This is a genomic window from Novosphingobium sp. Chol11 (assembly GCF_945870625.1).
Lineage (GTDB): Bacteria > Pseudomonadota > Alphaproteobacteria > Sphingomonadales > Sphingomonadaceae > Novosphingobium.
On the sequence record NZ_CAMBTS010000092.1, the window covers coordinates 1 to 12,620 of the forward strand.

At 65.2% G+C, this 12,620-nt stretch carries 9 protein-coding genes; 4 read left to right on the forward strand and 5 right to left on the reverse strand.

Annotation, left to right across the window (positions count from 1 at the left end; all coding sequences use genetic code 11):
- Positions 1 to 320 precede the first annotated feature (320 nt).
- The 3 genes from Q0O40_RS12795 to Q0O40_RS12805 all read left to right on the forward strand — a co-directional run bounded on the left by Q0O40_RS12795 (position 321) and on the right by Q0O40_RS12805 (position 2,302).
- Positions 321 to 914: a hypothetical protein gene (locus Q0O40_RS12795; RefSeq protein ID WP_295530448.1), complete on the forward strand. Its 594-nt coding sequence runs from the start codon at positions 321 to 323 to the stop codon at positions 912 to 914.
- Entirely contained in the window at positions 908 to 1,510 is a 603-nt protein-coding gene (locus Q0O40_RS12800) for a pentapeptide repeat-containing protein (RefSeq protein ID WP_295530451.1), read from the forward strand. The genes Q0O40_RS12795 and Q0O40_RS12800 overlap by 7 nt, the downstream gene beginning before the upstream one ends.
- Positions 1,511 to 1,582: 72 nt before the next feature.
- Entirely contained in the window at positions 1,583 to 2,302 is a 720-nt protein-coding gene (locus Q0O40_RS12805) for a hypothetical protein (protein WP_295530454.1), read from the forward strand.
- A gap of 106 nt (positions 2,303 to 2,408) precedes the next feature.
- On the opposite strand, the gene Q0O40_RS12810 is transcribed toward Q0O40_RS12805, so the two are convergent.
- Positions 2,409 to 3,350: a DUF808 domain-containing protein gene (locus tag Q0O40_RS12810; protein WP_295530457.1), complete on the reverse strand. Its 942-nt coding sequence runs from the start codon at positions 3,348 to 3,350 to the stop codon at positions 2,409 to 2,411.
- 87 nt (positions 3,351 to 3,437) lie between these two features.
- Here Q0O40_RS12810 and Q0O40_RS12815 point away from each other — a divergent pair, with 87 nt between their 5' ends.
- Entirely contained in the window at positions 3,438 to 3,974 is a 537-nt protein-coding gene (locus tag Q0O40_RS12815; protein WP_295530460.1) for a hypothetical protein, read from the forward strand.
- Between the two features lie 3 nt (positions 3,975 to 3,977).
- Here the strand turns inward: Q0O40_RS12815 and Q0O40_RS12820 are convergent, their stop codons facing one another.
- From Q0O40_RS12820 to Q0O40_RS12835, 4 genes are all read right to left on the reverse strand, one after another.
- The gene (locus Q0O40_RS12820; protein ID WP_295530463.1) at positions 3,978 to 6,164 is read right to left on the reverse strand and encodes a CHASE2 domain-containing protein; all 2,187 of its coding nucleotides are present in this window, start codon (positions 6,162 to 6,164) and stop codon (positions 3,978 to 3,980) included.
- The gene (locus tag Q0O40_RS12825; protein WP_295530466.1) at positions 6,165 to 7,544 is read right to left on the reverse strand and encodes a FecR domain-containing protein; all 1,380 of its coding nucleotides are present in this window, start codon (positions 7,542 to 7,544) and stop codon (positions 6,165 to 6,167) included.
- Positions 7,538 to 8,221, reverse strand: a complete 684-nt coding sequence (locus Q0O40_RS12830) for a response regulator transcription factor (protein ID WP_295530469.1) — start codon at positions 8,219 to 8,221, stop codon at positions 7,538 to 7,540. The genes Q0O40_RS12825 and Q0O40_RS12830 overlap by 7 nt, the downstream gene beginning before the upstream one ends.
- Positions 8,222 to 8,722: 501 nt before the next feature.
- The gene (locus Q0O40_RS12835) at positions 8,723 to 12,451 is read right to left on the reverse strand and encodes a hypothetical protein (protein WP_295530472.1); all 3,729 of its coding nucleotides are present in this window, start codon (positions 12,449 to 12,451) and stop codon (positions 8,723 to 8,725) included.
- Positions 12,452 to 12,620 lie beyond the last annotated feature (169 nt).

A 12,620-nucleotide genomic window follows, 5' to 3' on the forward strand; every position in this document is an offset into this window, starting at 1 on the left:
GCCATGAATGAAGCGCGCCCATGGTTCTATCAACGGTAATGTTGATAGAACCATGGGCAAGTACGAACCCTGCTTACTGGCTATCGGTTGCTCTCCAATGGCATATCGATGAGAGCCTCCCTGCGGCGGACAAGCGCGAGTTCCCGACAACGGGGGGCAATGTAGTGCAACGTCCCCTTCAGTTCCGGGCTTTCGTTGCGGGTTTGGGGAACGTGGGAAAAGCGTGCGGTTCGGCAGGGCGGGTTTGGTGTGCTTGGTTAGGTGGCGGCGCAATCGCTGGACTGAGCGGCAAGGAAGCGGTTCCTTCCGGCGCAACAGGCATGGCGAGCGGTGTGCCCGCCGGTAGCGGTCCGGCAAGCGCCCCAGACCAGACCTCAAGCGCAGGGCCGGAGCGCGCCGCCAAAGCCTATTCGCCGGTGGCCTGGTTCAATTGCAAAGGCATCGCTTCGTCATCTGAAGACGCACCCAGCAATCCGGCCAACTTCATCAAGAAGACCGATGGCGGCGACACGCCAGGAAGCAATCCCGAAGAAAAAGCCATCCTGCTCGCCTTGCCGGCGCCGTGCGATGGCAAGCCACCGAGAATGGCGGTTCTGGAAGCCACGTTGTTTTCAGCTGAAGACATTCTCAATGACCAGCAGGGAATCAATCTCCTCGATGGTCTCCACGCCTTTGTCGGCGCCAATTTCGTGTCCTCCACTGTCACTGGCAGCAACCCGTCGGTTACCAGAACCCTGACCACAGCGTTCGGCCTTGGGTCCGGCGCTGCCGGTGCAGACGGTATGCTGCAATATACCTTGAACGCGCATCGCCCCGCTCATCGAACCCCAGTGTCCAAGCATTGGGCAGTGCGCCAACCCGTCAATGCCGCTCGCAACCACTTTTTTCCAAATCGAAAGCCCCTCCCATGCTGAAAAGTCTTCTCGCCACGATCTCGGCGCTGGTGTTCACGACTACGGCCGCGCAGGCGGCCTGTGAAGACCCGTCCGGGCCGGGCTTGAACTGGGCCAACTGCACAAAGATCAATGTTGGTCCACGCGTTATCACGTACAATATGTACCCGACGAAGAGGATCGATCTCAGTGCTTACGATCTATCCAATGCGATCCTGAGCAGCGTCGATCTGAGCAGCGCGAACCTGACCAATTCCGTTCTTACGAACGCAGATCTTACCGGTGCAAACCTAAGTTTTGCGGTATTGGCCGGCGCAAACCTGGTGGGAGCAAACCTGTCCAGCACGTCCAATAAGGTCTCAACCAATCTGACCAATGCGAATTTGGCCGGCGCCAACCTGTCTCAGGCGAAGCTTATCCATGCCAACCTGACCCGTGCGAACCTGCAGAACGCGATCCTCGTTGGAGCGAACTTGGCTGATGCGGACTTGACCGGTGCGAACTTGCGCGGCGCTAACCTGAAGGGTGCCGTCTTGACCTTCGTGGTCGTTGGCCCCTTCACCGTCTGGACCACTGGCGGGTCCTGCTATGGGACCACGTGGCAAACCTGTAACTAAGATCAAGCCCACCCGATGGCGGAGTTTACAGTCCCGCCATGGAAAATGTGACTCCGTGGCGGGAAATGCGAATTGAATATCGCCAACAGCATCTTCGACCGGAATTCGGTGATCGCAAGTCCGACCCTGCTGCTGGTGGATCGGGTGGGAAGCACCTTTCTCACCGGGGCCAACCTGACGCTGGGGTTGCAAAGTGGCTTGCAGGGATCGGCGTCGCTTGCAGACAGGCCGATCGGCTTCTCGCTCGCGGTGATTCCGACATTCATCGACGACAACCATGCCATGCTTTCGATCCGCATGACGCGGTCATCGCTCCAGGTCGTTCCTCAGGAATTCATTTTCGACAGAAACTCGTTTGCGACCAATCACAACGTGATCGAAGTCAGCGCGGTCGTCGGGTTCAACGAACCGGTCATCCTCACCGGCTTTCAGGACCGGGAAAAGAACAAGCTTACCAATTCGGCGCCCATTCTCGGCCATATTCCGATCATTCAATATCTGTTCCGCAACAATCTGGTCCTGGATCAACAGAAACAGGTGATCTCGCTGATCACCTTGCGCCGACCCGATCGTGCCGACGCGTCGGGTTCGCAGGCGGCGCAAATGCTTCAGCAGATCAAGAACCATGACTCCAGCCAGATGGACCGGCAAATCGGATCGGCCTTCGGAGTCGAGCAGTTCAGCCGGATGGTTCGCGGAGACCTGCTGTTTCCGGCCTGGAGCAAGGATACCCCCAGCTTGTTGATCCGCGAGCTCAATTCGTATGGCTATTTGACCCCGACCCAGAACTAAGTCGTCGTAGCCAAGTGGATTCCAAAAAAGAATGACGGTTACAGGTGCGAAAACCCCTGAATTGCGCTCCACGTGTCTCATCAACCACGTCCTAGATCGCCCCCGCCTACCCCTTCGCGCGCGCCTTCTGCACAGCGCCGACTACAGCCACGATCACACCGCCGATGACAAGCCCGCACACGCCTGAAAATCCGGCATCTGCCAGCCAGTGGACGAAGCCGCTGCCGCCGCCTGCGTGTTCGATGAATTCGGGCGTGGCATGCAGGCCGTGGACGATGATGCCGCCGCCGACCCAGATCATCGCGGCGGTGCCCAGCAGCGACAGGAAGCGCAGCAGCCACGGCATGGCCCGCACAAGGCCGCGCCCCAGCGCGCGGAACGGCGAGTGGCGGTTCTTGGCGAGGTGCACGCCGATGTCGTCCATTTTCACGATCAGCGCGACCACGCCGTAAACGCCGACTGTCACCGCGAGCGCGACAAGCGCCAGCCCGGCGGCCAGTGTCCCGGCATTGTTCCAGCCGACGGCAATCGGCGCGCCTTTGGCGTCGGTGATCAGGTCGGCCAGCGCGATGGCCATGATCTCGCCCGAGAGGATGAAATCGGTGCGCACGGCCCCGGCGACTTTTTCCTGTTCTAGCAAGGCCGTGTCCTCCCCCGGCGCTTCGGGATGGAGATCTTCGCCCGCATGATGCCCGGAAGCAGCGTGGATGATCTTTTCTGCGCCCTCAAAGCAGAGATACGCGCCGCCGACCATCAGGATCGGGGTGATCAGGAACGGCGCAAACGCGCTGAGCAGTAGCGCGGCGGGGAGGAGGAACAGCAGCTTGTTGCGCAACGATCCGACCGCGATCTTCCAGATCATCGGCAATTCGCGATCAGGGGTGAAGCCGGTAACGTAAGTGGGGGTGACGGCGGCGTCGTCGATCACCACGCCGGCGGCCTTGGCCCCCGCCTTGGTCGCGGCCACGCCGACATCGTCGATCGAGGCGGCGGCAAGTTTGGCGATACCTGCAATATCGTCGAGGAGGGCGGCGAGGCCGGAGGGCATGGGCAATCCTGCGTGAGCGAAAACACTGGCTGCGACCTTGGCATCCCGCGCCGCTCTCGGCTAGTGGGCGCACGAGGAGTTTGGGTCATGATGAGCATTTGGCGCGGAATGGCGGGTCTTGGCGCTTGCTTGCTCGCAGTGGGCATGGCGGGCTGCGCCGGGCCGATCGAAACCCGTTCCGGCCTGACCGGGACGGCTTTGCCTGCCAATGCCGCAGTCGCACTGGCGGTGTCGCACGAGCAGGACGGGCCGTTGGTGGACGCGGTTCGCCGCGCAGTGGCCGAGCAATTGGCGGCGCGGGGGCACCCGGCCGACGCTGAGGGTGCGGCGCGCGTGGTGGTTACATTTGCCGAGCGCCCCGCGTCGCTCGAAGTGCTGGCGGCGAAGGGCGCTGTGCTTTCGGCGGCGAAACGGCGCAGAGCCATGCAGAACTGCGCCGACCGCACGTTTCGCCTGACGCTCGTGGCCGAACGAACAGGCGAGGCCCCCAGCCGCGCCTGGGCCGAGGAACACCACTGCAAGGCCGCACCCGGGAGCAGCATCGGCGCGCTGGCGGCGCAAGCCGCGGCGGCATTGGCGGGCAAGACCAGCGCGCGCCCGGCTTTGCGCAGCGGGCAGGACTGACGATCAGTCTTCGGGCGAGGCGAGCGGCAGGGTGATCCGAAATTCGGAGCCGAAGCCATCGTGATAGGTGTGGCTGGCCTCACCGCCATGGCGCAAGGCGGTGGTCTGAACAAACGCGAGGCCAAGGCCGACGCTGCCCGTGCCATCGGCGGGCCGGCCATCGGCATAAAGTGCAAAGGGCGCAGCCTGCCGCCCGGGCGGCATCGCGGGGCCGGGGCCGGAGACGCTGAGCACGGCCTGTTCGCCTTCCGCTGCGACCGTATAAGTGACCGTGGCGTCTGGCGGGGCGAACTTGACCGCGTTTTCAAGCAGATTGATCGCCGCGCGCAAAACCATGCTGCGGTCGCCCATGATCCAGATCTCGTCGGCACCGCTGCCTTCGTGCATAGTCACACCGCGCAAGCTGGCGCGCGGCCAGACCATGTCGGCGGCCTCGCGCGCGATGTCGCTGAGGTCGACCGGTTCGAATGTGATCGAACGCCGCCGCGCGCGCGCCAACTGGACGAAATCGTCGGCGAGCCGAAGCGCGTGGCGGGCATGGGCGCGAATATGCTCGATGGTCGCGCCAGAGAGCGGCAAAGCCCCCGATGGCCCGCCCGCGATCTGCTCGGTTTCAAGCAGCGTGACGATCGCGGCATTGGGGGAGCGGATATCATGCGAGAGGAATTGCAGGATGTCGTCGCGTTCATCGGCAATGCGCCGCAACTCGGACACATCGGCGAACGATACGATCTCATAGCCATCGGGCAGGCTGGAACTGGTCTTGAGAAACGATCGCCCCGCCGCATCGCGCAAGAGGCCGTTTTCACCTTCCTGTGCTGACATCACTAGCGCGGTCAACTGATCGATCTGGCGGCCGGTCGCGCTTTCGCCGAACAGGGCGGCGGCGGCGCGGTTGGCGAGCACAACGCCGCCATCCGGCCGGACCACACAGATCGCGGCTGGCAGCGCCTCGACCGCCTCGCTCACGAAATTGCGCAAGGACCTTAGCTGCTCGATGACATGGTCGAGCCGATTGGCTTCATTGGCGATGAAATCACCGCCCTGCGCGGATAGGCGAGGCGAGAGCACGATGCCCGGTTCACTGGCCAGCGCCGAAGTTCGCGCGATGATGAAGGCGTTCATGGCCGCCAGCCGCCGCCAGCCCCACAGGACATAGGCCATCGCCAGCGCCGTCAGAGCAACCGCAGGCGCAATCCACAGATGCGCCAGCACGAGCGCCGCCGCGCTGACGCCGAGCATGGCAACCCCGAGCGCGATGGCCAGCGCGAAGCTCGCCGCCGGGGTCAGCCGCAAGAATCCGGCCATCAGCAACGCCAGCGGGATCATGGCCAGCAAGGCCGCCAGCGGGGGCGGCAGCGTACGGATTCGGCTATGCGTCAATTGGGTATTGACGATGTTGGCCTGTATCTCCGCGCCGGAGAGCAGCCCGCCAGCCCGCTCCGGAACAGAGTGGACATCTCCAAGGCCGGCGGCAGTTGCACCAACCATGATCAACTTGCCATAAACCAGCGCGCGGGGCACCTCACCGGCGGCCAGATCGGCAAACGAGACGCGGCGAAAGCTATCGCGGCCCGCATAGTTGATCAGGAACGGGCTGTTCGCGCTGGCGGCGTTTGGCGATGCGCCGGTAAACCGGCCAAGCATCAGCGCGGTGAGGCTGGGCAGCGCGCCTTGCCCCTTGGCTCCGGCGCTATCGGCGCGGCGGATCACGCCATCGCCATCGGGCACAAGCTCGGCCTCGCCGATGCCCGCAGCGGATTGCACCAGCAGCAGCGGCGGGCGGGTGATACCATGCACGCGCCCGGCAGCATCGCGCTCCTGCAGCGCGGGCAGAAACACCGGCGCGGCATTGGCGAGCGCGGCGGCGAGCGCGGCGTCATCAGCCGATGGTTCGAGGAACAGCACATCATAAGCGATGGCCGCCGGGCGATAGGTCGCCAGTGTGCCAAGCAGGCGGGCATGCTCGCGGCGCGGCCACGGCCACCGGCCCAGCGCTTTGAGGCTTGCCTCGTCGATCTCGACAATCAGGATCGCATCGTCGGCCTGCGGCGTGATCAATTGCGAGGCTACATCGTAAATCTTGTGGTCGATGAACGCCAATCGCCCGTGGATGCTGGCCAGCCAGATGAACAGGCCGGCCGCCAGAGCGACCAGCGACCATTCCAGATACAAGCGCTGGCGGATCAATCAGCGTTCCTGCGGCGCAACGGTCAGCTTTTCGAAGGGCAGCCAATTTTCGATGGTGCCTTCGCCGGTGGTTTGGCGCAAGCCCACGCGCCAGCGATAGACCCCCGGTGGCAGATGGCGAAGCGCGAGGCTCTCGTCGGTAAGGCCCGCCTCGTCGATCATCAGCGGGCCGTCCGGCGCGTTCGGACCAAGCTGGAAGTGATAGATGCGGCTGCCCTCGCCCTGACCGCCCCAGGCAAAGCGCAGCGTGTCGGCATCCATGCTGGCCGATGCGGCAAGGCCGGCCAGCACGCGGCGCATCGCGAAGGTTTGCGCCATGCCTTCAAGGCCGGAGGATGCCGCCGCACTGATCCGCACGAACAGGCCGCCGTTCGGAATATCGGCGAAGGCAAACTGGCCGGTGTCGTTGCTGGCCTCTGCAAGCACGGCGGCGAAGCTGGAATCCTGCGCGATCTGGAGATGATAGCCGCGCGCACCGGCCAGCGGCGCGGCGGCGAGCCGGACCAGCGGATCGACCTGAACTTTGCCGGGCGAGAGCAGATCGGGGGCTGGAAGTAGCGCCTCGGGCGTGATGGTGCCTGCAGACGTGATGACCGCGCCGAAGCCTTGTGAAAGATCGGTCGGCGCGGCGTTTTCATCGGCGCTGGCGGCGACGGTTCCTTCGAGCACCTCGGCCAGCGAGATCTCATCGGTGAAACCGACGCGAAACTGGGTACCGCGCACCGCCGCGATGGCGCGGGGGGTGCGGATGCGGAAGCGGTTGTTCGCGTTCTCGCCTAGCGGCGCGGCCTTGATCTCGGCTTTCCCGCCAGCGACGGTGAAATCATAGTCGATGCTGTTTGTCAGCAAGACGCGGCGCAAATGGTCGATGCGCAAACTTGTGCGCGTGGGCAGCGAAGTGCGCGAGCCATTGGGCAGCGTGATGGCGACAAAGCCATCCGCTCCGGTTTCCAGCACGCTGCCCTGCTCAACCGGCGCGCCGACCTGCGGGACAATGTCCTGCGCGCCGCGGCGTAAGCGCACCGATCCGCGCACCGCCACCAGCCGCGCGGTCAGCGGTTCGGTTTTGAGCAACGCAAAGGGGATGCGCAGCCAGGTGCCGACAGGGATGCGGCGCGGGTCCGCAATCTTGTTGAGCAGCTGCACGGTCCGATAATCGGAGGGCCGCATCAGATAATGCCGGGCCAGCGTGTAGAGGTTCTCGCCGCGCCGGACTGCATAGTTCACAACGGTTTTCTTGGCGGGACTCTCGGCAATTCGCTCACCATGCGGCGCGGCCAAAACTGGAGCAGCCAAAACTGGCGCAATCTGTGCGGCGCTGCAGGCAGCAGCAATCGAGACGGCGCACATTGCGCCGCGCAAGGCACGCATGATCAGCATGACTCCAGCCGGTAGCCATAGTTGAATACGGTCTGGAGACGGTAGCCATTGTCAGAGCGCAAATGCAGCTTGGTTCGCACGCGCGAGACATGCATGTCGAGCGTGCGGGTCGAGAGCTCGGCGACCGTTTTCCAGACGGCCTCCATCAGATAGCGGCGCGAGAGGGGCCGGTGCATGTTGCGAAACAGCACATAGGCCAGCGCAAATTCCTTTGCGGTCAGCACGATGGGTTCATCATGCAGCGTGACGATGCCGTGCAGGCGATCAAACACGTAGACGCCAAAGCTTTCATAACGGCCCGCCGGCGCGCGCAAGCGCGAGCGCCGCAGCACTGCCTTGACCCTGGCCGAAATGACGACGCTGGATTCGGGCTTGACGATATAGTCGTCGGCCCCGGCCTGAAGCGCGGCGGCGACATCATCCTTGTCGGACCGGCTGGTGACCATGATCACTTGCGGGCACGGTTCGAGATGGTGCTGCACCCAGTCGAGTATTTCCATGCCGGTCATATCGGGCATGTTCCAATCGAGCAGCAGGAGGTCGAACGATTCGCGGCCCAGCATGGTCAGCAGGTCGCGGCCGCTGCGAAAAACATCGCAGTTGCAGCCGTCCGCTTCGAGCAGGCGCGACAGGAATTCCAGCATGGTATGGTCGTCATCGACGATCCCGATGCGCATCTGTCTCCTTGCCGGTTCCCCTCTGGGCCCCGTCTGCTTGCTGCTCCGCCCGCCTGATAAGGTCTGCTTGCTGCAGTGTATCTGCTGCAGTCAGCGTGCCGGATGTTGGGGATGCGTAGGTGCAATTCGCCGTTTGTATAATGCTAGCTGCGGCTAATTTACATGTTTTTACACGCTGTCATCGGGTCTGATGGTTAAGCTCTCTCCCCGCAATAGTTCGGGGCACCATGGGAGCAGGCTTGGTGGCAAATAAGCAAGACATCGCTGTGGCTATGCACGACCGGACCAATACGACCGAACCGCAGCGTCGGCAACGCAAAAGCATGTGGACCGGATTCGCAGTCGCAGGGCTGATCTCGGTTTGTTTGTGGCTGGGGATGATCGCCAGTGTTTATTGGATGACATGACACTGACTGCGCATCTTGTACTAAAATCGCCTGGTTCAACCGAATACTTTGAGATTATGTGCGGCGGTTTTCTGTCTGACTGTGATCCGCTGCATCAACCTTGCGGGTTTGCCAGCACATAAACCGGCTGGCGCAGCACGCGGCTCTTGCCGCTGACTTTGAGCGCAATGGGCGCTTCGATGCGGATTTTCAGCGTGGCGGCTTGCTCGGGGTCAAGCTCAAGCCGGTAATCCCCGGCCGCCAGCCGTTCGAACAAGTAGAAGCCATCAGATTCGGTGCGCGCCGATGCCGCGATGGTGCCATCGGGCCGCACCATGCGCAGGCGCAAGCGCGAGACCGCGCGGTCTGCGCTGCCGCTGCGGAAATAGGCCGTACCCTCGACATCGCTGAGCGAGACGATGGCAAAGTCGCTGACATGGACGCGGCCCGGGCGGGGCACCAGTTCGATCCCCGGGCGGGCCGCGGCCAGCGTAATGTCGGGCAGGCTATCGGCATCGACCCGCACCGAGGCGCGGGTGCCGTCGCCCAGCCCGGCGATCAGCGCGCGGCCCGCCGCGTCGGTCTTGGTCTCCTCGGTGCCCGAAAGGAACGTCACATCCGGCACGGGCGGCTCGCCCGGATCGAAGTGGCCGTTGCCGTTATCGTCGGCAAAGGCGCGCAGCGCCGCCGCCAGCCCGGGCCGGGCGAGGAACATCCGCCCCGTCAGCGGATTGCGCCCGAAACTGACGCCGAGGCGCATCGTGAGGCTATAGTGGCCCGATCGCGCGCCATAGCTGCCGTCAAACGCCAGCGAGGCCGCGCGCAGGCGGTGGATGGCCGAAAAGCCAAGCGTCGTTTCATGGTCGGCCAGCGTGTGCGAAACGGCGGCGCGCAGCTCGGTGCGCGGGCCAAAGCTGCGATCGGCAGCAATCGTCGCGGCGATCAGCTTCGGGCCCGGGATGATCCCATAATCGAAGCTGGCGCGAAGGCGCGTGCGTGAACCGCCCAGGGTAGCCAGATCGAACGAGCCAGTGAGACGGCTGGTAGCGGCGCTGTTGAGAGCGCCTTGGGGCGAGCGTTGCCCGGAATATTCCAGCGTATTGGACAGGATCAGCCCGCTGAGCGGCAACGAAGCGCGCAGCGCGGCGTCAGTCAAGCCGCGGCCATCAGCAAATTCGATCCGGCGCAGCCGCGCGGTGAGCGGCAGCGCGCGCGAGGCCCCGGCCGCGCCGAGCTGGAGCGTGGCATTCAAGTTCAGCTCGGTTGCGCGGCGCAGCGGATCGGCGGTAAAGGCGCGCACCTCGTCGATCGCGCCGCCGGAATACTCGGCGTGATTAAGCGCATAGGCCACGCCGAAAAGCTTGCCGCCGACACCGACTTCGGCGCTTTTGCCGCCGCCATCCTGCACCCCCAGATCGAGCCGCAGCGCGGTTGAGCCCAGCCCGGTGCGCAAGCCGCCCGTGACCAGCCAGCGATTGCGCCACGCGCCGATGGCCCCGGTTTGATAGAATCCTGCGCCGAGCGACGCTGTGAGGGCGCGGGAGATGCCATAGCCGATTTCGGCCGAGCCGCGCCACGCGCCGTAATCCTGGCCCGGGATGAAGCGCGGGCCGCGCACCCCCAGCAGATTGACGTCGCGCTGCGCCGCGCCGAGGCTGTAGACAAATTGCCCCGGGGCGAGCCGCCCGTCGCCCACGCTGATCCGGCGCACGACTTCGCGGCGCTGGCCCTGCGGGCCATAAAACACCAGCCGGAATACATTGAGCCCGAAATCGACCGGCACTTGCAGAAACTGATACTGCCCGTTGATCGCGCGGGCGGTCGATCCGATCAGGGTGTTGTTGCGATAGAGCTCGACTTCGTAGCCCGTTGCCAGATCGCCGCGCAGATCGATGGAATCGAAGATCGAGGCTTGCTCCAGCGGCGTGTTGGTGATGAAGGCGCCGCGTCCGCCGATCCCGCGCAGGCCGACCGGCAGGGCGGCGGTGGAAACATCGCCGAGCTGGAATTCGGTCGCTCCCAGCGGCCCGAGCAGATCGCCATCGGGATCGCGGCGGCCCAGCTCCAGCCGCGCGGCGGTGAGCCCGTCGCGGCTGGATGCGCTGGCAAAAACCCGCGCGGTCATGAACGCCAGATCGCCGGCAAAGCGAAAATCGCCTTCCACCCGCGCGCCTTGCTGATCATCGGCAATGGCGCGCAGTTCGGCCTCGCTCAGCGGGAAAGTCGCCGCGCGCCATGGCGTTTCCTCGCGGGCAAACCCTTTTGCGGGCCCGCGCGCGGCGCGCCCGCCAAGCCGTTCGCGCAAGGCTTCGCGGATCTGGCGCTCTTCGAATGGAAACGGTTCGCGGGTTCTGACCGCCACCGTCTGGCTGCGCAGATCGACTTTGAGATCGAGCGGAAACAGGGCGGCGAGGCGCTCCGCGCGCAGATAGAGCTCACCTTGATAGGCCACCGCATCGGCGCGGCCGAGCGCGACCGGCTGGCCCGCGACCATCAGCGTGCCCGCGCGCAGATTGAGCACCAGCGTGCGCTTTTCATCCAGGAACCAGCCGCTGGCATAATTGCCCTCGTCGCTGATCGCGATGGGCAGATCGAGGAAGCGGGTGAGCGCGCCGAGCGGCAGATAGACCCCGCTGCGCAGGCCATAGCCGGTGATCGTATCGCTGAGCTCGCCCTGACCGGTCTCGATCTGGAGAATCAGCTCGTCCTCGTCGCTGAGCACCGGCGCGGGGCCAGACGCGGGCGTGCTGTTCGCGACGCCGCCGCCGCTGCTGACGGGGGCCGGGGCGAGCGCAGTGGCCGGGGCGAGCACGGTGCGCGCGGTTTTGGAAGCTATGCCCGCCGAAGCGGCGATCACCGGCTTGGTGGCGGGTTGGCCGAAGGTGGGCTCGGGCATGTCCATGCGGGCGCGCGGGATGCTGCGCGCGGCGCGGTGAGGGGCGGGGGATGGGGCAGAGGATAAGCCGGGGGATGGGGCAACGCGCGAAGGAGGCCGCGCTTCGTTCGAGGCGAGCTTGATCGTGGCGGGCGGCGGCGGCGGCGAAACTGAAGCCGGCGGAGAAGGTGGGGGCGCGGGTGCCAGTTCTTCAGGAGACGTGGCCGCCGAAGAGGCGGGAAGCGGGGCGGGGGCTTTGCCGAATGCCGGTTCGGGCAGGCGCTTGGCAGCCGTCACCGCCACTTCGGGCGCGGATGTCGCCTCGCCTGCCTCTGGCATGGCGGGCAGGGGTACAGCCTCGATCCGGGCCCGCTGCGCCTGGGACGGAGCAACCGCTTCGGCCAGAAAGACGCGTTCGGGTTGCACGCTTAGCGGCAGCACGGGGTCGGCCAGGGCCAATTCGGGCAAGGCAGCAGCAGGCGTCAGCGGCGCGGCAGCAAGGACCGACATGGGGGCATCACCGGGCACTGCGCGCCCGCTTGCGGCAACGGGCGGCGCGGCAACATCGGTTTCGGCGGGAAGGGCGGCCCCAGGCTCATTCGAGAGCACCTGATCGGACAGCGCCTGATCGGGCGGGACCAAATCAGGCAAGCGCTGATCGGGCTGAGATTGGGGAAGCGGGGGTTGGGGCCGCAGGGAAAACGGCAGCGGCGAAAGCGGCGCTACCGCTGCCGCAAGCTGGCGCGAGGCGGGGGCAGCAATCTCAGCAGGCGGTGCGCGCCGCGCGCGGCGCAGCCCCGGCTTACGGGCCACTGGCGGCGCGCCGGCGGCAAAGCGGGGTTCAGGAACCGCCGCCTTGGGCTTGATCTTGTGCGCTTCGGGCGGGCGGGCCGGGGCGGGCGCGCCGGGCTTGGCGTCCTGCGCGTCGCGCATGGCATCGCCCGCCAACACGAGCGTTGCCCCCAGCATGGCGCGGGCCAATCCTGCTCCCTGCCCCGAACTGACCTGCCCCGCACTGCCTGGCCCTTTACCCTCCGGGTCCAGACCTGCAGGCTCCGGACTGGCGCGCGCAGGGTCCCCCTCGCGGCTGCTCACGGCACGATGAATTCCTGTTTGGCGAGGGTCTTGCCGGGTGCCG